The organism is Streptomyces sp. NPDC043854 (assembly GCF_056436005.1).
The window spans coordinates 1-22,392 of sequence record NZ_JBWKDK010000026.1 but is presented as its reverse complement, the minus strand read 5'-3'; the positions used below and the strand labels follow the sequence as shown (position 1 = coordinate 22,392).

Annotated in this window: 18 protein-coding genes, 1 tRNA gene, 1 pseudogene and 1 riboswitch; of the genes and pseudogenes, 14 read left to right on the top strand and 6 right to left on the bottom strand. The window is 72.2% G+C overall.

What is annotated here, in order from left to right; translation table 11 throughout:
- The first annotated feature begins 13 nt into the window (after nt 1-13).
- From AC068A_RS23080 to AC068A_RS23040, 9 genes are all read left to right on the top strand, one after another.
- The gene (locus AC068A_RS23080) at nt 14-640 is read left to right on the top strand and encodes a SurA N-terminal domain-containing protein (RefSeq protein WP_478587682.1); all 627 of its coding nucleotides are present in this window, start codon (nt 14-16) and stop codon (nt 638-640) included.
- Between the two features lie 51 nt (nt 641-691).
- Nucleotides 692-1,693: a nucleoside triphosphate pyrophosphohydrolase gene (locus tag AC068A_RS23075; protein ID WP_478587680.1), complete on the top strand. Its 1,002-nt coding sequence runs from the start codon at nt 692-694 to the stop codon at nt 1,691-1,693.
- 241 nt (nt 1,694-1,934) lie between these two features.
- Entirely contained in the window at nt 1,935-3,209 is a 1,275-nt protein-coding gene (locus tag AC068A_RS23070) for a cytochrome P450 family protein (RefSeq protein ID WP_478587678.1), read from the top strand.
- A gap of 102 nt (nt 3,210-3,311) precedes the next feature.
- On the top strand, nt 3,312-4,418 hold the full coding sequence (locus AC068A_RS23065) for a transglycosylase family protein (RefSeq protein WP_478587676.1): 1,107 nt from the start codon (nt 3,312-3,314) through the stop codon (nt 4,416-4,418).
- 279 nt (nt 4,419-4,697) lie between these two features.
- Nucleotides 4,698-4,867, top strand: a riboswitch (cyclic di-AMP (ydaO/yuaA leader).
- 2 nt (nt 4,868-4,869) lie between these two features.
- The gene (locus AC068A_RS23060) at nt 4,870-5,583 is read left to right on the top strand and encodes a transglycosylase family protein (protein WP_478587674.1); all 714 of its coding nucleotides are present in this window, start codon (nt 4,870-4,872) and stop codon (nt 5,581-5,583) included.
- A gap of 343 nt (nt 5,584-5,926) precedes the next feature.
- Nucleotides 5,927-7,213 carry a phosphopyruvate hydratase gene (gene eno, locus AC068A_RS23055; RefSeq protein ID WP_478587672.1) on the top strand — a complete coding sequence of 429 codons (1,287 nt, stop codon included), beginning with the start codon at nt 5,927-5,929 and terminating at the stop codon, nt 7,211-7,213.
- 201 nt (nt 7,214-7,414) lie between these two features.
- Complete coding sequence (locus AC068A_RS23050) at nt 7,415-7,903, top strand: FtsB family cell division protein (RefSeq protein WP_478587670.1); 489 nt, start codon at nt 7,415-7,417, stop codon at nt 7,901-7,903.
- 107 nt (nt 7,904-8,010) lie between these two features.
- Nucleotides 8,011-8,574 carry a DUF501 domain-containing protein gene (locus tag AC068A_RS23045; RefSeq protein WP_478587668.1) on the top strand — a complete coding sequence of 188 codons (564 nt, stop codon included), beginning with the start codon at nt 8,011-8,013 and terminating at the stop codon, nt 8,572-8,574.
- Entirely contained in the window at nt 8,571-9,512 is a 942-nt protein-coding gene (locus AC068A_RS23040) for a Ppx/GppA phosphatase family protein (protein WP_478587666.1), read from the top strand. The genes AC068A_RS23045 and AC068A_RS23040 overlap by 4 nt, the downstream gene beginning before the upstream one ends.
- Nucleotides 9,513-9,554: 42 nt before the next feature.
- On the opposite strand, the pseudogene AC068A_RS23035 reads toward AC068A_RS23040, so the two are convergent.
- Nucleotides 9,555-9,683: pseudogene (locus tag AC068A_RS23035) on the bottom strand (type II toxin-antitoxin system RelE family toxin); the annotation flags it as partial.
- Between the two features lie 428 nt (nt 9,684-10,111).
- Here AC068A_RS23035 and AC068A_RS23030 point away from each other — a divergent pair.
- Complete coding sequence (locus AC068A_RS23030) at nt 10,112-11,500, top strand: NAD(P)/FAD-dependent oxidoreductase (protein ID WP_478587664.1); 1,389 nt, start codon at nt 10,112-10,114, stop codon at nt 11,498-11,500.
- Nucleotides 11,501-11,771: 271 nt separating this feature from the next.
- Nucleotides 11,772-13,220, top strand: a complete 1,449-nt coding sequence (locus tag AC068A_RS23025; protein WP_478587662.1) for a class I SAM-dependent methyltransferase — start codon at nt 11,772-11,774, stop codon at nt 13,218-13,220.
- Nucleotides 13,221-13,395: 175 nt separating this feature from the next.
- On the opposite strand, the gene AC068A_RS23020 is transcribed toward AC068A_RS23025, so the two are convergent.
- Both AC068A_RS23020 and AC068A_RS23015 read right to left on the bottom strand, forming a co-directional pair.
- Nucleotides 13,396-15,951 carry an ABC transporter permease gene (locus AC068A_RS23020; RefSeq protein WP_478587660.1) on the bottom strand — a complete coding sequence of 852 codons (2,556 nt, stop codon included), beginning with the start codon at nt 15,949-15,951 and terminating at the stop codon, nt 13,396-13,398.
- Between the two features lie 167 nt (nt 15,952-16,118).
- Nucleotides 16,119-16,886 (bottom strand): ABC transporter ATP-binding protein, encoded by a 768-nt coding sequence (locus tag AC068A_RS23015; RefSeq protein WP_478587805.1) that lies wholly within the window; start codon nt 16,884-16,886, stop codon nt 16,119-16,121.
- Nucleotides 16,887-17,375: 489 nt separating this feature from the next.
- Between AC068A_RS23015 and AC068A_RS23010 the strand changes: the two genes are divergently transcribed.
- A tRNA-Leu gene (locus tag AC068A_RS23010) sits at nt 17,376-17,457 on the top strand.
- Nucleotides 17,458-17,892: 435 nt separating this feature from the next.
- Entirely contained in the window at nt 17,893-18,741 is an 849-nt protein-coding gene (locus AC068A_RS23005) for a Bax inhibitor-1/YccA family protein (protein WP_478587658.1), read from the top strand.
- Nucleotides 18,742-18,913: 172 nt separating this feature from the next.
- Here AC068A_RS23005 and AC068A_RS23000 read toward each other — a convergent pair whose 3' ends face one another.
- On the bottom strand, nt 18,914-19,144 hold the full coding sequence (locus AC068A_RS23000) for a DUF4287 domain-containing protein (protein ID WP_478587656.1): 231 nt from the start codon (nt 19,142-19,144) through the stop codon (nt 18,914-18,916).
- Nucleotides 19,145-19,245: 101 nt separating this feature from the next.
- On the opposite strand from AC068A_RS23000, the gene AC068A_RS22995 reads away from it, so the two are divergent.
- Complete coding sequence (locus tag AC068A_RS22995; RefSeq protein WP_478587654.1) at nt 19,246-19,632, top strand: hypothetical protein; 387 nt, start codon at nt 19,246-19,248, stop codon at nt 19,630-19,632.
- Here the strand turns inward: AC068A_RS22995 and AC068A_RS22990 are convergent.
- On the bottom strand, nt 19,616-20,428 hold the full coding sequence (locus tag AC068A_RS22990) for a hypothetical protein (protein WP_478587803.1): 813 nt from the start codon (nt 20,426-20,428) through the stop codon (nt 19,616-19,618). The two genes, AC068A_RS22995 and AC068A_RS22990, sit on opposite strands and share 17 nt — an antisense overlap.
- Before the next feature lie 409 nt (nt 20,429-20,837).
- Nucleotides 20,838-22,058 (bottom strand): acetyl-CoA C-acetyltransferase, encoded by a 1,221-nt coding sequence (locus AC068A_RS22985; protein ID WP_478587652.1) that lies wholly within the window; start codon nt 22,056-22,058, stop codon nt 20,838-20,840.
- Between the last annotated feature and the right edge of the window lie 334 nt (nt 22,059-22,392).

Genomic DNA, 22,392 nt, shown 5'->3' with positions numbered 1-22,392 from the left:
CCTGGAGGCTCCTTTGCACCGTCGCACTGCGCTCTCCGTTTCCGCCGCCCTGCTCGCGGCGGCCCCCCTGCTGTCCGCCTGCTCGGGCGGGGCGCGCCCCGGAACAGCAGCCGTCGTCGGCGGCGAACGGATCACCACCTCCGCGGTCCAGGCCCAGGTGAAGGACGTCCGCGCCGCGCAGAACCGGGCCGGCGAGGCCGCGGCCCAGCTGATCCAGTCCTCGCCGGGCCTGGAGCGGGTCAAACTCAACAAGATGCTCCAGACGGCCGTCCTCGAACACGCCGCGAAGGACGCGGGCATCGGCGTCAGCCAGCGGGAGCTCGAGGAGTTCCGGGACGGCCAGCTCCAGAAGGCGGGCGGCGCCGAGCGGCTGGAGGCCTCCGCCCTCGAACAGGCCCACCTCGCCCCCGGCCAGGTGGAGGCGGACCTCCGCTTCAAGCTGCTGCGGGACAAGCTCTTCGCCCACTACGGCAGCCAGGACAAGGCCCTGGAGCAGCTCGGCGCGGCCGCGAAGGCCCTGCACATCGAGGTGAACCCGCGCTACGGGGTCTGGGACGCGCAGCAGATCGTCCTCGGCGACCAGGCCATCCCCTGGATCAGCCAGCGGACCCGCCCCGGGCAGGCCCCTGCCGGAGCCTGAGCCGCCCGGGGTCCCCGGCCGCGGGCCGGGGGAGGGAGGTAGGTTCGGAGGGTGAACTCCCATCCCGCCGATCCCGCCCCCGAGCCGGCCGACGAGACCGCCGTCGGCCGGATCGTCCTGCTCACCGCCAGCCACCGGGTCGCCCCCGGCCTGCTGTCCTGGCCGGCCTGGCAGACCCTGCACGCCGCGGACCGGGTGCTGTGCACCGACCCGGAGCACCCGCAGCTGCCGTACCTGCGCGAGGCGGGCGTCGAGGTCGCCATCGACAGCCCGGACGCGCAGGGGCTGGTCGAGGCCTGCGCCGGCGGGCGCACGGTCGTGCTGATCCCGGCCGGCGAGGGCGACCGGCGGCTCACCGACGGCCTGGCCCGGATGGCCGGCTCCGGCCGGGTCGCGATGCCCGACCTGGAGCTGCTGCCCGGCTCGTACGACCTGCCCGGCGCGCGGCTGCTCGACCTGGTCCAGGTCATGGACCGGGTCCGCCGCGAGTGCCCGTGGACCTCGCGCCAGACCCACGAGGGGCTGGTCAAGTACGCGATGGAGGAGGCGTACGAGCTGGTCGAGGCCATCGAGGAGGGCGACCGGGAGGAGCTGCGCGAGGAGCTCGGCGACGTCCTGCTCCAGGTGGTCTTCCACGCGCGGATCGCCGAGGAGCACCCGGACGAGCCGTTCTCCGTGGACGACGTGGCCGGCAGCCTCGTCGAGAAGCTGATCCACCGGCACCCGCACGTCTTCGGGGACGCCGAGGCGCGGACCGCGGAGGACGTGGCCGCGCACTGGCAGCGCACCAAGGCGGTCGAGAAACAGCGGGAGTCGGTCACCGACGGGATCCCGCTGGGCCAGCCGGGCCTGGCCCTCGCGGCCAAGCTGGCCGGCCGGGTCCGGGCGGGCGGCGTGGCCGTGGAGCTGCCGGACGGCGAGGGCATCGGGTACGAGCTGCTGCGGATGGCGGCGCGCGCCGAGGCGGCGGGCATCGACCCCGAGACGGCGCTGCGCGCGGCGGCCCGCGCCTACCGGGACGCGATCCGCGCCGCGGAGGGCGTCGGCGCGTAGCCGGGGAGCCGTACGCGCCGGGCCGTCCGGTGCCGGGCCGTCCGCGTGCCGGGCCCGGTGGCGGGTCAGCCGTGGCGGGCGCGCGCCGGGGCGGGTTCAGCCCGTGCGGGTCCACGGGCCGGTCCGGGCCGGTCCGGGCCCGTCCGTCGCGCAGCCCGACCGGCATGGCGGGAAGCCCCCGGCTCCGGCCGGAGGAGGAGTCGAACGGGATGGCGTCCGGCGGCCGGGATACCGTCGACGGGTGCACGAGCCGACCTCCGCAGCCCCCGAAGACCCCGCATCCGGCCAGGGCCCGACCCTGTTCGACTGGGAGTTCGCGACCGACCCCTACCCCGCGTACGCCTGGCTGCGCGAGCACTCCCCGGTGCACCGCACGAGGCTGCCCAGCGGGGTCGAGGCCTGGCTGGTGACCCGGTACGCCGATGCCCGCCAGGCCCTCGCCGACCAGCGGCTCAGCAAGAACCCGGCGCACCACGCGGAGCCGGCGCACGCCAAGGGCAAGACCGGGATCCCGGGGGAGCGCAAGGCGGAGCTGATGACGCACCTGCTGAACATCGACCCGCCGGACCACACGCGGCTGCGGCGCCTGGTGTCGAAGGCGTTCACCCCGCGCAGGGTGGCGGAGTTCACACCGCGGGTGCAGGAGCTGACCGACCAGCTCATCGACGCCTTCGCCGGGCGGGGTGAGGCGGATCTCATCCACGAGTTCGCCTTCCCGCTCCCCATCTACGCCATCTGCGAGATGCTCGGCGTACCGCGCGAGGACCAGGACGACTTCCGCGACTGGGCCGGGATGATGATCCGGCACGGCGGCGGCCCGCGGGGCGGAGTGGCCCGTTCCGTGAAGCAGATGCGGACCTACCTCGGCGAACTCATCCACCGCAAAAGGGATGATCTGGGCAATGACCTCATCTCCGATCTGATCCGGGCGAGCGACCACGGGGACCACCTGACCGAGGCCGAGGCCACCGCCATGGCCTTCATCCTGCTGTTCGCCGGTTTCGAGACCACCGTGAACCTCATCGGCAACGGGGTGCACTCCCTCTTCACGAACCCCGGCCAGCGCGCCCGCCTGCAGGAATCCCTCGCCGCCGGGGAGCGCGGCCTGCTCCAGACCGGCGTCGAGGAACTGCTCCGCTACGACGGCCCCGTGGAGCTGGCCACCTGGCGGTTCGCCACCCGGCCGCTGACCCTCGGGGGCCAGGACATCGCCGTCGGCGACCCGGTGCTGGTCGTGCTCGCCGCCGCCGACCGGGACCCGGCGCGGTTCGCCGATCCGGACACCCTCGACCTCGCCCGCGCCGACAACCAGCACCTGGGGTACGGGCACGGGATCCACTACTGCCTGGGCGCCCCGCTCGCGCGACTCGAGGGACAGACGGCGCTTGCGACTTTGCTGACGCGTCTGCCGGATCTGGAACTCGCTGTTCCGTCAACTGACCTTCGGTGGCGCGGAGGTCTGATCATGCGCGGCCTTCGCACCCTTCCCGTCCGATTCACACCCCGAAACATCTGAGCTTCTCCTGAGGGAAAGTCAGGTTCTTGCTCAACTTGTGACAATCGTCGGAAGGCCGCTAGGTTCTGCCGTTACCCAGCCGTTATGCGAAAGGTGCTGCACATGCGTTCCGGGAACGGCCGCCACAGACGCCCCCGCCAGGTACCCGCGATTGTCGTCACCGCCGGAGTCACCGGCTCCGCACTGGCCATGCCACTGCTGGCCGCCACCGGTGCGAGCGCGGCGGAAGCCGCCACCTGGGACAAGGTCGCCGAGTGCGAGAGCGGGGGCACCTGGAGTGCCAACACCGGAAGCGGCGCCTACGGCGGGCTGCAGTTCACCCAGGAGGAGTGGAAGAACGCGGGCGGCGAGGAGTTCGCCGAGCGCGCCGACCTCGCGAGCCGGTCCCAGCAGATAGCCGTCGCCGAGCGCGTGCTCGGCTCCCAGGGCCCCGAGGCCTGGCAGAACTGCGCGACCCAGGCCGGGCTGGCCAAGGACGCCCCCGCCGCGGACGTGGACCCCGGCGCGAAGGGCCAGCACCGGGCCGTCGGCCAGTCCCCGAGCCGCCCGGACGCCGCGGTGCCCCCGACCGGCTCCGGCAACCGGGCCACGGACTACGGCGCCCCGACCCCCGCGCCGGACTACACGATGCCGCCCGCGCCGACGGGGCCGTCCAGCGGACTGCCCGTCATGCCCGAGCCGGACGGGACGACCGCGGCGCCCACGCTCCCGCCGGTCTTCCCCGGCGACCCGACCGCGAACCCGGTGACGCCCACCCCGACCGCGCCGGGCACCCCCGGCACCCCGGGCGCCACGCCGGGCACCCCGGGTGCCACGCCGGGCACGCCGGGCGCTACGCCGGGCACGCCGGGTGCCACGCCGGGCACCCCGGACGGCTCCGCGCCCGGGACGCCGGGGGCTCCGACCCCGGGCGGCAGTCCGGCGGACCCCTCCGCCCCGACGGCACCGGGCGCGACGGGCGCAACGGGCGCCTCCACGGACCCGGGCGCCGTCCCGAGCACCCTGGGCACCGGCAAGCACCGCGGTACGCCCGCCGTCGAGACCTCGCCGGCCTCGTACACCGTCAAGGAGGGCGACAGCCTGGCGACCATCGCGGACGCCAACGGGGTGAAGGGCGGCTGGGGTGCGCTGTACAAGGCCAACGAGCAGGTCATCGGCGGTGACGCCAACCTGATCAAGCCGGGGCAGAATCTGGATCTAAGCAAATAACAGGGGCAGTTCGGACACCCGGAAGGCCTTGAATGTCCGGTTCGTTCAAATGAGACATGTGTCTCTTCCGGTCAACTGGCGTGTCTCGCCCGAGGGCTTGGGCAAACCCCGCCCTCACCTGCGCAAACACCCCGAAAAGCAGCGCAAGTAGGGGTCCTCCCTCCCCGATGTTCCTCGTTGAACATCGGGGAGGGACGTGTCTACGGTCTGAACCGCTCGCCACCGCGGGCCCCTTCGACCGCATCGCCGAATCCTGCCGGCGGACGGAGGGAACACTCGTCGCGTCAAGCGCCGAAGGCAGGAGCGGGGGAACCAACGCAGGTGCCGGGAAGGGCCGTTGAGAGACGGCTGCGGACCGGCTTGGGGTGAAGCCGCGCATCACAGCGCGGCCGGGCAACTCATCCGCCCGAACCCGACAGCTCACCTCGCAGGCGTCGGTGAGGAGAACTCCATGCTGCTTTCGGGCAAGGGCAAGCACCGCCGCGCCACCGCCATCGAGCGGACCACCCGCATCGTGACGCTCGCCGGCGTCGCCGGTGTCGCGGTCGCCGCGCCCCTGATGACCGCGGGCACCGCCTCCGCCGCCACGGCCTCGGAGTGGGACCGCGTCGCCCAGTGCGAGTCCGGCGGCAACTGGTCCATCAACACCGGCAACGGCTACTACGGCGGCCTGCAGTTCTCGGCCTCCACCTGGGCCGGGTACGGCGGCAAGGCGTACGCCCCGCAGGCCAACCAGGCCACCAAGGCGCAGCAGATAGCCATCGCGGAGAGGGTCCTCAAGGGCCAGGGCAAGGGCGCCTGGCCGCACTGCGGCAAGGGCCTGTCCAACTCCGCCTACACCGGCGGCGGTTCGACCACCACCAACAGCACCACCACCAAGTCGACCCCGAAGACCGAGACCAAGAAGACCCAGCCGAAGAAGACCGAGACCAAGAAGGAGACCTCGCGCACCGAGGCCCCCACGACCCGGTCCGAGCGCTCCGAGGCCCCGGCCGCCCCGAAGACCGGCAACGGCTCCTACGAGGTCAAGTCCGGCGACACCCTCGGCTCCATCGCCGAGGCGAACAACGTCAAGGGCGGCTGGGAGAAGCTCTTCGAGCTCAACAAGGACATCGTCTCCGACGCCGACCTGATCTTCCCCGGCCAGAAGCTGAAGCTCGGCTGAACATCCCGCGAAGCCCCGCGTGCGTAGCCCGCGCGGACTGAAGCGGACGGCCACTGCACGTGTGCAGCACACCGCCCGGCGCGTATCCCCCCACGCGCCGGGCGGTGGTGTGTCCGCGCCCCGAAGGGGGTCGGCGGGAGCCCGCGCGGCGGCCCGATCGGCGGCCGGTCACGGCCCGATCAGGTGTCCGTATGTCCCGGAAGCGGGGTATTCGGGCCCTTTTTCGTCCCAGGACCCGGGCGGTCGGCCGGCCGACCGCCCGGAGCCGGTTAGGCTCTAGGCGGCAAGGCCGGCCCACGGCCTGACCCGCCACCGCACACCCAGCGTCACATCCCAGAAGGAGATGCTCGTGCCGTCCATCGACGTCGTCGTAGCCCGGGAAATCCTGGACTCCCGAGGCAACCCCACGGTCGAGGTCGAGGTGGGCCTCGACGACGGCAGCACCGGCCGTGCTGCCGTTCCGTCCGGCGCCTCCACCGGTGCCTTCGAGGCCATTGAGCTCCGCGACGGCGACCCGAACCGCTACATGGGCAAGGGCGTGGAGAAGGCCGTCCTCGCGGTCATCGAGCAGATCGGCCCGGAGCTCGTCGGCTACGACGCCACCGAGCAGCGCCTGATCGACCAGGCCATGTTCGACCTGGACGCCACCGACAACAAGGGCTCGCTCGGCGCCAACGCCATCCTCGGCGTCTCCCTGGCCGTGGCGCACGCCGCGTCCGAGGCCTCCGACCTCCCGCTGTTCCGCTACCTCGGCGGCCCGAACGCGCACCTGCTGCCCGTTCCGATGATGAACATCCTCAACGGCGGCTCGCACGCCGACTCCAACGTGGACATCCAGGAGTTCATGATCGCGCCGATCGGCGCCGAGTCCTTCTCCGAGGCCCTGCGCTGGGGCACCGAGGTCTACCACACCCTCAAGAAGGTGCTGAAGGGCAAGGGCCTGTCCACCGGCCTCGGCGACGAGGGCGGTTTCGCCCCGAACCTGGGCTCCAACCGCGAGGCCCTCGACCTCATCCTCGAGGCCATCAAGCAGGCCGGCTACACCCCGGGCAAGGACATCGCCCTGGCGCTCGACGTCGCCGCGTCCGAGTTCTACAAGGACGGCAAGTACCTCTTCGAGGGCCAGTCCCGCTCCGCCGCCGAGATGACCGAGTACTACGAGGAGCTCGTCTCCGCGTACCCGCTCGTCTCCATCGAGGACCCGCTGTTCGAGGACGACTGGGCCGGCTGGAAGGTCATCACCGAGCGCCTCGGCGCCAAGGTGCAGCTCGTCGGCGACGACCTCTTCGTCACCAACCCGGAGCGCCTCGCCCGCGGCATCGAGGAGGGCACCGCCAACGCCCTGCTCGTCAAGGTCAACCAGATCGGCTCGCTGACCGAGACCCTGGACGCCGTCGAGCTCGCCCAGCGCAACGGCTTCAAGTGCATGATGTCGCACCGCTCCGGCGAGACCGAGGACGTCACCATCGCCGACCTGGCCGTCGCCACCAACTGCGGCCAGATCAAGACCGGCGCCCCGGCCCGCTCCGAGCGCGTCGCCAAGTACAACCAGCTGCTGCGCATCGAGGAGATCCTCGACGACGCCGCGGTGTACGCGGGCCGCAGCGCGTTCCCCCGCTTCAAGGGCTGACGCCCTGAAGCCCGGCGTCCCGCGCTTCAAGGGCTGACGGGCCCCTGAGCCTCCGTACGTCCCCGCACTCGGTCCCGTACCGTGTGCGGGGACGTAGTGCGTGGTACGAAGCGCGAAGAACGAGCACGAAGCACGAAGCACGAAGGCCGTACGGCGCGCGCCGGCGAGGGTCGGCGCGCGGACACCAGGGGAGGCGGATCAATGGCCGGGAACCGGGATCGGTTCTCCACCTTCTCCACCGCGACCAGGCTCAAGCAGCTCGGCGAGCGGACCGCCGCCCACGTCTACCGCTCCCAGAGCCGCCGCCAGGTCCGCCGCAGCCGGCTGACCGGGCGGGCCGCCCTCCTGGTGCTGGTCCTCTGTACGCTGGTCGTCGCCCTGGCCTACCCGATGCGCCAGTACGTCTCCCAGCGCTCGGAGATCGCAGCGCAGCAGCGGGCGGCCGCAGCGGCCGGCAAGCGCCTCGAACGGCTGCGCGACGAGAAGGCCCGCTGGCAGGACGACGCGTATGCCGAGCAACAGGCGCGCAAACACCTGCACTTCGTGCGCCCGGGCGAGATCAGCTACATCATGACCGACCCCGGGGCCGAGGCGGCCGAGCGCCGGCGCACCCGACATGCCGGCTCCGACCGCCCCTGGTACTCCAACGTCTGGGACGGCGTGGACAAGGCCGACCGCCCCGGCGACTGACGGCACCACCGGCCGGCAGCAGCAGTTCCGGCCACCAGCACCAGCACCAGCACCAGCAGCACCACCCATCCCCGAGAACGACGAGAACGAAGAGACTTCCTCCAGGCATGCAGACGCCCCCGCCCCAGACCGACCGGACCGAGCCGACCGACGCGGACATCGAGGCGTTCGAGCAGCAGCTCGGACGCCCGCCGCGCGGGCTGCGGGCCATCGCCCACCGCTGCCCCTGCGGCCAGCCCGACGTGGTGGAGACCGCCCCCCGGCTGCCCGACGGCACGCCCTTCCCCACGCTGTACTACCTCACCTGCCCGCGCGCGGCCTCCGCGATCGGCACGCTGGAGGCCAACGGCGTGATGAAGGAGATGCAGGCCCGCCTCGCCGAGGACCCCGAGCTCGCCGCCGCCTACCAGGCCGCGCACGAGGACTACATCCGGCGCCGCGACGCCATCGAGGTGCTCCAGGGCTTCCCGAGCGCCGGCGGGATGCCGGACCGGGTGAAGTGCCTGCACGTGCTCGTCGGCCACTCGCTGGCCGCCGGCCCGGGGGTGAACCCGTTCGGCGACGAGGCCCTCGCCATGCTGCCGGAGTGGTGGGCGAAGGGCCCGTGCGTCACCCCGTGCGGCAGCGGTGACAAGGCCGCGGACGCGGAGCAGAAGGGGTCGGAGGCGTGACCCGGGTCGCCGGTATCGACTGCGGAACGAACTCCATCCGCCTGCTGGTGGCGGACTGCTCCCCCGCCACCGGCGAGCTGGTCGAGCTGGACCGGCGGATGACGATCGTCCGCCTCGGCCAGGGCGTGGACAAGACCGGCCGGCTGGCCCCGGAAGCCCTGGAGCGCACCTTCGCTGCCTGCCGCGAGTACGCCCAGGTGATCAAGGAGCTCGGCGCCGAGCGGCTGCGGTTCGTGGCGACCTCGGCCTCCCGCGACGCCGAGAACCGCGACGACTTCGTCCGCGGGGTCGTCGAGATCCTGGGCGTCGAGCCCGAGGTGATCTCCGGCGACGAGGAGGCGGAGTTCTCCTTCATCGGCGCCACCAAGGAGCTGACCGGCACGGACCGGCTGGACAAGCCGTTCCTGGTCGTGGACATCGGCGGCGGCTCGACCGAGTTCGTCGTCGGCGAGGAGCACGTCCGGGCGGCCCGCTCCGTCGACGTGGGCTGCGTCCGGATGACCGAGCGGCACCTGGTGGTCGACGGCACGGTCACCGACCCGCCGACGGCGGAGCAGATCGCCGCCATACGGGCCGACATCGAGGCGGCCCTGGACCTGGCCGAGGAGACGGTCCCGCTGCGCGAGGCCCGCACCCTGGTCGGCCTGGCCGGCTCGGTGACCACGGTCGCCGGGATCGCCCTCGGCCTGCCGGAGTACATCTCCTCGGAGATCCACCACGCCCGCGTCCCGTACGCGACCGTCCGGGAGATCACCGAGCGGATGCTGACCACGACCCACGCCGAGCGGGCCGCCATCCCGGTCCTGCACCCGGGCCGGGTCGACGTGATCGGCGCCGGCGCCCTGGTCCTCCTGGCGATCATGGAGCGCATCGGCGCCGCGGAGGTCGTCGTCTCGGAACACGACATCCTGGACGGCATCGCCTGGTCCATCGCCTGACCCGCAAGAGCGCCCCCACCCGGGGGCGCTCTTCGTTTCCGTGCGGTGGACGTCGCGCCGGTCGCCGACCTCGACGGCGAGGACGACGAGTGCGCCATCCGGCACCCGGTAGGCGATCCGGTGGCTGCCGACCCGGAGCCGGTGGAGGCCGGAGGGCCCGCGGAGCGGGCGGTGGCGGGTGGTCGCGGGCAGAGGAATGTAAGGGGCTCAAGGGGCTGGAGGGGCCTTTATGGGGGTCTTAGGTCCCTCTCCCCGAAGAAAGTTCGTGAAGTTCTTCACAAGGAAAAAGGCCCGGACGAGTCAAGTGGAGGATCGTTCGGGGGGTTTGCGGGGGCGGTGGGCCCCTTTTGCCCGCGCGTTCGTGCGAACCGGGGAGCGCGCCGCGCATCGCCGGTAGCCATCCACGAACCCGGTGGTCTACTCCGCCGGCGGGACTGGAGGCCAGTTCAGGGCGGGTGGACAACGAATCCCGTTACACCTTGGTTCCCGTTCCGCACCATGACCTGGGTCACTTGGGGGGCGGAGTGTAGCAGAGGCCCTGTCGGTCCTTGTGAAGGGGCTCACGAGCATCACCCATGGGGGTGCTGGATACTCGTTCCATGAGCACCACGGAGCGTCCCAGGATCCTCGTTGTAGGAGGTGGGTACGTAGGCCTGTACGCGGCCAAGCGCATCATGAAGAAGATGCGCTACGGCGAGGCGACCGTCACGGTCGTCGACCCGCGGTCCTACATGACCTACCAGCCCTTCCTCCCCGAAGTGGCCGCAGGCAGCATCTCGCCTCGGCACGTCGTCGTCCCGCTGCGACGCGTGCTGCCCAAGGCTGAGGTTCTCACCGGCCGGGTCACCACCATCGACCAGGACCGCAAGGTCGCCGTCGTCACGCCGCTCGTCGGCGAGGCGTACGAGCTGCCCTTCGACTACCTGGTGATCGCGCTCGGCGCCATCTCCCGCACCTTCCCGATCCCCGGCCTCGCCGAGCAGGGCATCGGCATGAAGGGCGTCGAGGAGGGCATCGGCCTGCGCAACCACGTCCTCGAGCAGCTCGACAAGGCCGAGTCCACGACGGACGAGAACGTCCGCCGCAAGGCCCTCACCTTCGTCTTCATCGGCGGCGGCTTCGCCGGCGCCGAGACGATCGGCGAGGTCGAGGACATGGCCCGCGACGCCGCCAAGTACTACTCCACGATCAAGCGCGACGACATGCGCTTCATCCTGGTGGACGCGGCCGACAAGATCCTCCCCGAGGTCGGGCCCAAGCTCGGCACCTGGGGCAAGGAGCACCTCGAGTCCCGCGGTATCGAGATCTACCTCGGCACCTCGATGGACTCCTGCGTCGACGGCCACGTCGTGCTGAAGAACGGCCTCGAGGTCGACTCCAACACCATCGTGTGGACCGCGGGCGTCAAGCCCAACCCGGCGCTGGCCCGCTTCGGCCTGCCGCTCGGCCCGCGCGGCCACGTCGACACCGCCGCGACCCTCCAGGTCCAGGGCACCGACTACATCTGGGCCGCCGGCGACAACGCCCAGGTCCCGGACGTCGCCGCCCGCAAGGCCGGTGTCGAGAACGCCTGGTGCCCGCCGAACGCCCAGCACGCGCTGCGCCAGGCCAAGATCCTCGGCGACAACGTGGTCTCCGGCATGCGGGGCTTCCCGCAGAAGGAGTACGAGCACGCCAACAAGGGTGCGGTGGCCGGTCTCGGCGTCCACAAGGGCGTTGCGATGATCGTCATGGGCAAGATGAAGATCAAGCTCAAGGGCCGTCTCGCCTGGTACATGCACCGCGGCTACCACGGCCTGGCCATGCCGACCTGGAACCGCAAGATCCGCGTCTTCGCGGACTGGACCCTCGGCATGTTCCTCAAGCGTGAGGTCGTCTCCCTCGGTGCTCTGGAGACTCCGCGCGAGGAGTTCTACGAGGCCGCCAAGCCCGCTCCGGCTCCGGCCGCCGCGACTGCCGCGCCCGCCGAGAAGGCCAAGGCCTCCTGACCGGGTCCTGACCTGACCGGCCGTACGTCCCGGCACCTCCCGTACGTACTGCACGTCCCCGAAGGGGCCGCCCGCCATCCGTGGTGCGGGCGGCCCCTTCGGTGTTCCCGGTGCCCCGCGGACACGTCCCCGGCGCCGGGCAGGTGTTCCGGCGCCGGGCAGGCGTTCCGGTGCCGGCGTTACGGCCTCCGGGGGGCACTGGCGGTCGGCACCGCATGCCGCCGACGGAAATGGGTAAGCCGTTTCGTCGGATGGTTTGGAGGTGCCGCCGATGACCGACGCCGCGCCGCGGCTGGCCGCTGTCGCCGAGACCCTGCTGGGTGCCCCGCTGCCCGTCCGGATCCGGGCCTGGGACGGGAGCGAGGCCGGGCCGCCGTCCGGGCCGGTCCTGGTCCTGGCCCGCCGCCGCGCCCTGCGCCGGATCCTGTGGCGGCCCGGCGAACTGGGCCTGGCCCGTGCCTGGGTGGCCGGGGACCTCACCGTCGACGGGGACCTGTACGAACTGCTGGACAAGGTGGCCGGCCTGCTCTGGGAGCGGGAGCCCGCCGCGCCGGTCCGGTCCGCCGGAACCCCGGCCGCGGTGGTCCCGGTGGCGGGCGCGGTCCCCGGTATGCGGCCGCCGGCCCGCCGCACGGGCCTGACCAGGCTCACCGCCCTGCGCCCGAGCCTGCCGAAGCTGCCCCTGGGCGCCGCCTTCGACGGGTGCGCCGGCACCGCGGCGATGCTGCGCGACCCGGCCGTCCGGGCCGCCGTACGCGACCTGGTGGCCCTGGCCCGGCCCTGGCCGGCGCCCGCGCCGCCGCCCGAGGAGGCCCTCCGCCGCGGCGGGCCGGCGCACAGCAAGCACCGCGACCGGCAGGCGGTCAGTCACCACTACGACGTGGGCAACGAGTTCTACGAGCGGGTCCTCGGCCCCTCCATGGTGTACTCCTGCGCCTACTGGAGCACGGGCTCCACCCTGGAGCAGGCCCAGCGGGACAAACTCGACCTCGTCTGCCGCAAGCTTGGCCTGCGCCCCGGAGACCGGCTCCTCGACGTCGGCTGCGGCTGGGGCTCCATGGCCCTGCACGCGGCCCGCGCGTACGACGTCCGCGTCACCGGCATCACGCTCTCCCGTGAACAGGCCCTGTACGCCCGCAAGCGGGTCGCGGAGGAGGGACTGGCGGACCGGGTCGAGATCCGGGTGCAGGACTACCGGGACGTCAAGGACGGCCCGTACGAGGCGATTTCGTCCATCGGCATGGCCGAGCACGTGGGCGCCGAGCGCTACCGCGAGTACGCCCTCACCCTGTACGCCCTCCTCGCCCCCGGCGGCCGGCTGCTGAACCACCAGATCGCGCGCCGGCCCGAGCCGGACGAAGCCGCCTACCGCGTCGACGAGTTCATCGACGCGTACGTCTTCCCCGACGGGGAGCTCTCGCCGCTCGGCACGACCGTCGGCGAACTGGAGCGGGCCGGCTTCGAGGTCCGGGACGTGGAGGCCCTGCGCGAGCACTACGGGCTCACCCTGCGGGCCTGGGTGGCCAGGCTCCAGGAGCACTGGGAGGAGGTCGTACGGCTGACCTCGCCCGGCCGGGCCCGGGTGTGGCTGCTGTACATGGCGGCCTGCGCGCTGGGCTTCGAGCGGGGCCGCATGGGCGTCAACCAGGTGCTGGCCGTCCGCCCGGGCACGGGCGGGGCGTCGGGGCTGCCGCTGCGGCTGCGCACCTGGAGCGCATGAGGCCCGTACGCCCCGGGGCGCAGGCCCCGGCCGCTCCCCGCCCGCCCCCGCTGCCCGCCCGCCCCCGCCCCCGTCCGCGCCCCGGTACGCGGACGGGCCCCGGGCGGGTGCCCGGGGCCCGTGCGGGTCCCTCGTGCGCGGTGCGCCGGCGGCCCGGGAGGGCCGCCGCCGGCTACTACTCGGTCTTGATCGCCGTCAGCATGTTCAGCTTCGCCGCGCTGCGCGCCGGCCACATGGCGGCCAGGATGCCGACCACGGCGGCCAGCAGCAGGAAGACGCCGATCCGGTCGAACGGGATCACCAGCTCGTAGTTCGGGATCGAGGACTTGAAGGTGCGGCCCAGCGCCCAGGCGAGGAAGGTGCCGAGGCCGACGCCGAGCACCGCGCCGAAGAGCGAGATGACCACGGCCTCCAGGCGGATCATGTTCTTGACCCGGCCCTGGTTGAGGCCCACCGCCCGCAGCATGCCGATCTCCTGGGTCCGCTCGAAGACCGACATCGCCAGGGTGTTGACGACGCCGAGGACCGAGATGACCAGCGCCATGCCCAGCAGCCCGTACATCAGGTTCAGCATGAAGTTGATCATGCCGCCCATCTCGTTCCGGATGTCCTGCTTGTCAGCGATCTTGATGGCGGGGTTGTCGCCGAGGGCGTCGATGACCTTCTGCTCGTTGGCCTTGGACTCGCCGCCGGCCATCTTCACGAAGACCTGGCGGATCTGCGGCTTCTCGCCCTCCCCGACGGGCAGCAGCTTGGCGTCCAGGACGTACGGGGAGACCAGCTCGCTCTCCTCGAAGATCGCGGCGACCTTGAGGGACTTCTTGGCCTCGGCGCCGTCGAAGGCGGCCTCGAAGGTGCTGCCCACCGTCAGGCCGGCCTTCTTGGCGGTCTTGTCGGCGACGGCGACCTGGCCCTGGGCCAGGCCGGCGACCGAGCCGCTGACCACCTTGAAGTTGACCAGCTGGTCGATCGCGGCCGGGTTGACGCCGGAGGCGGAGTGGAAGAGGCCGTCGGAGCCCTTGAAGTACCCTGCCTGCTGGCCGGAGACGGCCGTGGCGCCCTGCGTCTTCTCCAGCGCGGTCAGGACCGAGGGGTCCAGGTCGCCGCCGCTGGCCATGGTCAGCATGTAGTCGGCGCGGATCTGGTCCGTGGTGGAGCGGTCGACGGCCTTGCCGACGGTCACGCCGAGCACGGTCAGGCCGGTGACCAGGGTCAGGCCGATGGTCAGCATGCCGGCGGTGACACCGGTGCGGCGCGGGTTGCGGACCGCGTTGCGGGCGGCCAGGTTGCCGGCGACGCCGAAGACCCGGTTCAGCAGCGGGCGGACGACGGCGATCAGCGGCCGCGACAGCATCGGGATCAGCACCGCGACACCCACGAGGGTGAAGAACGCGCCGCCGCCGATGATCCAGCGGCCGGTCTCGCCGCCCTTCGAGGAACCCCACAGGATCAGCGCGAAGCCGATGCCGGCCAGGACGCCGCCGATGCTGTTGAGGACCACCAGGCCCTTGGCGCTCTGCGGCAGGTGGGCGCTGCCCATGGCCGCGACCGGCGGGATCTTGGAGGTGCGGCGGGCGGGCAGCCAGGCGGCGAGCACGGTGACCTTCACGCCGACGAGGATCGCGGTGATCACGGCGGTCGAGGAGACGACCAGCGGGCCGGCCGGGATCTTGGCGCCGAAGCCCTCCATGCCGGCGCGCAGGCCGACGGCCAGGCCCACGCCGAGGGCGAGGCCGAGGGCGGAGGCGAGGACGCCGACCAGCAGGGCCTCGCTCAGCACGGACCGGCGGACCTGGCTGCGGGTGGCGCCGACGGCGCGCAGCAGGGCCAGCTCCTTGGTGCGCTGGGCGACCAGCATGGTGAAGGTGTTGTAGATGAGGAAGATGCTGACGAAGAGGGCGATGAAGCCGAAGGCGAGCAGGCCGGTCTTCAGGCCGCTCATGCCCTTCTCGATGTCCTTGGCGTTGCGCTCGGCCAGGGCGGCGCCGGTCTCGGCCTTGGCGTCCTTGCCGACGACCGGGGTCACCTCGGAGAGCAGCTTGCGGGCGTCGGCGCCGGGCTTGGCCGCGACGGCGAGCTCGGAGTAGTAGCCCGGGGCCAGGTAGAGCTCCTGGGCGACCTTGTTCTCGAAGAGCACCAGCGAGCCGCCGGCGTTCACCGCGCCGTCCTCGGTGGTGAAGACGCCGGCCAGGGTGTACTCCTTGACCGGGCCGTTGGTGGCCACGCGGACCTTGTCGCCGACGGAGTAGCGGCCGGCCTTCGCGGAGGCCTGGTCGAGGGCGACCTCCTCGGCCTTCGCCGGGCCGTGGCCCTCGGTGAAGGCGTAGCGGGGGTCCTTGCCGTCCTTGACGGGGGCGAAGTTGGCACCCTGGTTGGCCCAGCCGGTGCCGATCAGCTTGCCGCTCGGGTCGGCGACGCCGGCGAAGCCGGAGACCCGGCCGGAGACGGAGTCGACGCCGCCCAGCCTGGCGACCTTGTCGAGGGTCTGCTGGCTGATGCCCGGCTCGCCCTCCTCCTTGGTCCCGTCCTCGGCGCGACCGGGGCCGTAGTGGGTGACGGAGACGGCCACCCCGTCGTAGCTCTTGCGGGACTGGTCGGACATCGCCTTGCTGACGGTGTCGGTGAACACGAACGTGCCGGAGACGAAGGCGACGCCGAGCATGACGGCGAGGACCGTCATCAGCAGGCGGGCCTTGTGCGCGAGCACGTTGCGCAGGGCGGTACGGAACATGGGGAATCCAGAAGTCGTGGTGGTCCGCGGGAGGGCGGGCAGGAGACGCGGCCGGGCGGCGGGGCGGCAGATGGCCGGGGCGGCCGGGCGCGCCGGGCGGCGCGGGGCGTGCGCGTGCGGGAGGCCGGGAGGGCCGGGAGGGCGGGGAGGGCCGGGAGGGCCGGGCGTCAGCTGGTGCGGCCCTTGGCGTCGAAGGCCTTCATCCGGTCGAGGACCCCGTCGGCGGTGGGGCTGATCATCTCGTCGACGATGGAGCCGTCGGCGAGGAAGATGACGCGGTCGGCGTAGGAGGCGGCGACGGGGTCGTGGGTGACCATGACGACGGTCTGGCCCAGTTCGCGCACGGAGTTGCGCAGGAAGCCGAGGACCTCGGCGCCGGAGCGGGAGTCGAGGTTGCCGGTGGGCTCGTCGCCGAAGATGATCTCGGGGCGGGAGGCCAGGGCGCGGGCGACCGCGACACGCTGCTGCTGGCCGCCGGAGAGCTGGGTGGGGCGGTGGCCGAGGCGGCCGGAGAGGCCGACCATGTCGATGACGGTGTCGAGCCACTGCTTGTCGGGCTTGCGGCCGGCGATGTCCATCGGGAGCGTGATGTTCTCCAGCGCGGTCAGGGTCGGCAGCAGGTTGAACGCCTGGAAGATGAAGCCGATCTTGTCCCGGCGCAGCTGCGTCAGCTGCTTGTCCTTGAGGCTGCCGAGCTCGGTGTCGCCGATGCGGACGGAGCCGGAGGAGAAGGTGTCGAGTCCGGCGACGCAGTGCATCAGGGTCGACTTGCCGGAGCCGGAGGGGCCCATGATCGCGGTGAACTGGCCCTGGCCGAAGTCCACGGACACCTGGTTGAGGGCGACCACCTGGGTTTCTCCCTGTCCGTAGACCTTGGAGAGGCCGGTGGCCCGGGCCGCCACGGCGTGGGCGGTGTGCGGGGCGGCGTAGTTCATGGCGGTCACGGCAAGCGACTCCTCGGGCGGCGGACCGGACGGCGGTCCGCGTGGAACGGCGGGACTCTTCCATCGTCACCGCGCGAACCTGGCGGGGAATCAGCCGAGGTGCCCGTTCGACGGCCCACTCGAGTCTGACCGCGGGGCGTCCCGCCTCCTCCTCTGGTATGACGGCACCCCTGACGCGGGGCGGCGCGCCGGGCGTGCCGGCCGGCCGCCCGCCGTGTCGCGGACCCGGGCCGGATCGGGGCCTTCGGAGGTGGGGTGGCCCGGGGTGGCGCAAAGGCCCGGGCGGGCCATCGAAATCCCGTCATTCCCGAATTGGAGGTGATCGCCCCCGGTAACGGGCCGACCGCGTCTTCTCGGCCTGACGCCCACTCAAGCGCCAATAAAATCAGACAACATCGGCTTGAGAGCCCGTTCCCGACCAGGGCGTTCCCGATAGGCTCGACGCAGCGTCCGGTACTTCGCGCGGACCCGCAGCATCCTGCCCGGATGGTGGAATGCAGACACGGCGAGCTTAAACCTCGCTGGCCTTGAGGTCGTGCCGGTTCAAGTCCGGCTCCGGGCACTACGCACCACGGCCGATCTGCCGGTGGACACCGGGAGTTCGGCCTTTTCCATGCCCCGGATCCCGGCCGGCGCGCGCCCGCGGGGGCATCGCGCACCCGGGCAGGCCCGGCAGGCCCCGTAGGCGCCTCGCCGCCCCGCTTGACGCCCCCCGCCCGCCCCCGCTCGCGGAGCGGGCCTTGACCCCGCCCCGCCGGCGCCGACGCCGAGGGCGGCAAGCCCCGCGAGGAGGAACACCTGATCACCCTCGGGGCGCTCCGGTGGTTCATCCGCGACACCGGCGGAGAGGCCCGGCGCCTCTGACACGCGCCCCCCGATTTACCGCCTGCGGTCGGCCGCGCCTTCTCCTAAGATCCTCCTCCAGCAGTAGAGTCATTTCTTTGCTAACGCATTACTCTTGATGCAAGGCCGCGCACGGTGGCCATGGAGGAGTGAGATGAGGAGCAGTAACCCGGTCTTCTCGCGACGGGGGTTCAGCCGCGACAACGGTGCCTACGCGGGCTTTGACGCGCAGCACCAGCAGGCCGGGACCAACCCGTACGCGACGAATCCTTACGCCACCGACCTGACCACCGGGATGCCGCAGGCCCCGGCCCGCGCCAACGCGATGACGATGGACGACGTCGTGAGCCGTACGGCCATGACGCTCGGCACGGTCATCCTGACGGCGACCCTGGCCTGGCTCGCCCTGCCCGTCGACCCGATGAACCTGGGCAAGTCGTACGGCATCGCCATCGGCGCCGCGCTCGTCGCGATGGTTCTGGCGCTCGTCCAGACCTTCAAGAGCAAGGCCTCCCCGGCGATCATCATCGGCTACGCGGCCTTCGAGGGTGTCTTCCTCGGCGTCATCAGCGCGGCCACCAGCACCTACATCGGCCCCGGTGTGGTCATCCAGGCCGTGCTCGGCACGATGTGCGTCTTCGCCGCCGTGCTGTTCGCGTACAAGATGCGCTGGATCCGCGTCACCCGCCGCTTCTACGGCTTCGTGATGGCCGCCGCCATGGGCTTCATGCTGCTCATGGTCACCAACCTGCTGTTCTCGCTCTTCGCGGGCGGTGACGGCCTCGGCTTCCGCAGCGGCGGCCTCGGCATCGCCTTCGGCATCCTCGGCGTCGTCCTCGGCGCCTGCTTCCTCGCCCTGGACTTCAAGCAGGTCGAGGACGGCGTGACCTACGGCGCCCCGCGCGACGAGGCCTGGATGGCCGCCTTCGGTCTGACGATGACGCTGGTGTGGATCTACCTGGAGCTGCTGCGCCTGTTCCAGATCCTCTCCGGCGACGACTGACCGGACCGGAGCCCCAACCGGGCCCCGCACGGCACGGCACACACGCCGTGGCACGACAGGGGGAAGGCCCCGCGAGCACACCGCTCGCGGGGCCTTCCCGCGTCGTGGGCGGAGAGGGAACCGGCGGGGGTCGGGGACCGGACGGGGGATCAGGGGCCGGCGCGGAACGGGCTCAGCCGAACCTGCGGGCGGCCCTGCGCAGGTCGTACTCGTGGATGATCGCCTTGGCCTGACCGTACGACAGCTCGTGCGCGCCGCGCAGCCAGCTCACCTTCTCCTCGAACCGGATGAGGGACGGGCCGTCCTCGACGGTCCGCAGCCATTCGGCGAGGTCGCGGCCGGTGGCCTGGGGGATTCTGTCGATCATGTTGCGGTGGGTCTGCTCGGAGAACTCTACGGACATGGGCGCCTCCGGAAGGTGTGCCGTGCTGTTCTCTTCACGTCACCGTGCCGGAGAGTTCGCCCGTTGGCAATGGCGCCGGGGCGGCGCGTAAGGTCGGCCGGGTGCTTGATACCTCGCCCCTGACCGCCGCCGTGGAACGCTTCGCCGACCGGCTGCGGGCCATGCCCCACAGCCGCCTCCGGCAGGGAGCCGCCGCCGAGGCCCTCCGGCTGGCCCGGGAGCTCTCCGTGCGGGCCCAGCGGCTGGAGGAGCCCCGCCGGACGGCTCCGGCGCGCGAGATTCCGGATGCGGGCGTCTTCGTCGTCGGGGACCAGGTAGCGGTCGCCGGAGCGGACCTGGCGGAAGCGCTGCGCGCCGCGGACGCCGACGCCGAGGCCGGCGCGGGGGCGGGGGCGGGCGATGCCCGGGAAACGGCGACGGCCCCGTCCGGGATCCTGGACGAGGCCGTGCGGCTGGTGGAGCAGGCGGAAGTCAGAGCGACGCGATGACGCGGTCCGCGAGGATGTAGACGTTGTTGTCCGGATCCTGCGCGTCCCCGCCGCAGGAGAAGGTCAGCGCGTAGGCGCCGGAGATGCCCGATCCGCCCAGCAGCACCGGTGCCGTGCCGGAGCGCAGCGCCTCGGCGAGGCGCTCGGCCGTCTCCCGGTGGCCCGGGGTCATGCACAGCGTGGTCCCGTCGGTGAACACGTACACGTCGAGCGTGCCCAGCGGGCCCGGGCGGACGTCCGCGAGGGCCGTACGGGCCTCCGCGAGCTCCTCCAGGCGGCTGACCGTCCGCTCGTGGTCGGCGCCGGCCGCCGCCGGCTGGACCGGGACGAAGTCGGGGTGCGAGGGGTGGCGCCGGCGGGCGGCGGCCAGCTCGGGGGAGTCCTCGGGGTACTCGTCGGCGACCTCCTCGCCGAGTACCGGCTCCAGGCCCACCAGGTCCGCCTGGCGGGGCAGGAAGACGGCCGGGGCGTCGTCCCCGAGCCCGGGCAGCCCGCCGAGCAGCGAGGGCGCGTCGGCGGCGTCACGGGCCTCCTGCGCCGCCCAGAAGGCCCGCGCCTCGGCGAGCTCGCGCTCACGCTCCTCGGCCAGGGCCTCGGCCACGGCGGCCCGTATCTCGGCAGCAGGGGACGGCACGGCATGGCGGGCGTGCGGGATGCTCGCACCACGCGACTGGGCCGGCACGGCCAGCTCGCCGCGCAGGGCCGTGACCTGCTTGCGCAGGCCGTGGACAGCGTGCAGCGCAGCAGCGCCCACGGCCGCAGCGACGGCCGTGGTCAGCAGCAGGGCAAGAGACATGGCGCTCACTGACTAACTCCTGGTGTGACTCGATCCCCCGACTTCCTACATCAGAGTGTCCTGACATGGGAATGGCGTGCAGTGCATTACGTCACGAAATGGACAGGGCTTTCGTCACACCAGACGCAAAGCCCTCTACCCTGACCTGGGGAAATGCCAAACCCCCAGGACGAAGGTCACATCCTGGGGGAATTTCGGTCACGGGTCGGCCGCGAGGGGATTAGAACCGGTGTCAGTACCGCCGCAAGGGATCAGCAGATCCCTTGCGGCGCCTGGCCCAGGCCTCAGCTCAGCCGCTCGCTTTGTCGGTCGCGCTGGGCTTCGCCTGCGCTGCGGGCAGGTGCCGCCCCCACGCGGCGGAGCCGCATGTCGGCGCAGCCCTCGGGCGACCCCTACCCTCCGCTACGGCTCAGCTCAGCCGCTCGATGACCATGGCCATGCCCTGGCCGCCGCCCACGCACATCGTCTCCAGGCCGAACTGCTTGTCGTGGAACTGGAGGCTGTTGATCAGGGTGCCGGTGATGCGGGCACCCGTCATGCCGAACGGGTGGCCGACCGCGATGGCGCCGCCGTTGACGTTCAGCTTCTCCAGCGGGATCTCCAGGTCCCGGTAGGACGGGATGACCTGGGCCGCGAAGGCCTCGTTGATCTCGAACAGGTCGATGTCGCCCACCGTCAGGCCGGCTCGCTTGAGGGCCTGCTTCGACGCCTCGACCGGGCCCAGGCCCATGATCTCCGGGGAGAGCGCGGTGACACCGGTCGAGACGATCCGGGCCAGCGGGGTCAGGCCCAGCTCGCGCGCCTTGGTGTCGCTCATGATGACCAGCGCCGCGGCGCCGTCGTTCAGCGGGCAGCAGTTGCCGGCCGTGACCAGGCCGTCCGGGCGGAAGACCGGCTTCAGGCCCTCCACGCCCTCCAGGGTGACCCCGGCGCGCGGGCCGTCGTCCTTGCTGACCACGGTGCCGTCCGGGGTGGTGATCGGCGTGATCTCCCGCTCCCAGAAGCCCTTCTTGATGGCGTCCTCGGCCAGGTTCTGCGAACGCACGCCGAACTCGTCCATGTCCCGGCGGGTCACGCCCTTGAGGCGGGCCAGGTTCTCCGCGGTCTGGCCCATCGCGATGTACGCGTCCGGGACCAGGCCGTCCTCGCGCGGGTCGTGCCAGGTGGAGCCCTCGGACTGGGCGACCTCGGCGGTACGGGCCTCCGCCTCGGCGAACAGCGGGTTGTGGGTCTCGGGCAGGCCGTCCGAGGTGCCCTTGACCGAACGGGAGACCGTCTCCACACCCGCGGAGATGAACACGTCGCCCTCGCCCGCCTTGATGGCGTGCAGGGCCATGCGGGAGGTCTGCAGGGAGGAGGAGCAGTAGCGGGTGATGGTCGTGCCCGGCAGGTAGTCCATGCCCATCTGCACGGCGACGATACGGGCCAGGTTGTGGCCCTGCTCGCCGCCGGGGAGGCCGCAGCCGAGCATCAGGTCGTCGATCTCCCGCGGGTCCAGCTCGGGGATCTTCGCGAGGGCGGCCTGGATGACCGTCGCGGTGAGGTCGTCCGGGCGGACGTCCTTGAGGGACCCCTTGAAGGCGCGCCCGATCGGGGACCGGGTGGCGGAAACGATGACTGCTTCGGGCATCGGGGCTCCAAGGGTGAGTTGCGGCTCATTACGGACCGGATGCGAAGTTACCGGCCCGTACGGTCGAGGTCACCGGGTGGCCGGTGTGATGCCGGTCGCTCCGCGGTGGGGCCGCGGCTTCGAAGGGCGGCCCGCCGGCCCGCCGCCCTGCTCCCAGCATGCCCCCGGCCCGCCGCTCCCGGCGGGCACATCCGGCCGCCGGGGGGCGGCCGCCGCAGCCCCCCCGCCCCCCGGCCCCCGGGATCCGGTTTTTTGCTTTTTGGTGGCGCCGGTTTGTTCCTCCGTCCCCCCCGTCCCCTGATTCCTAGGGTGGGGGGGTTGGGTGTTGGGGCCG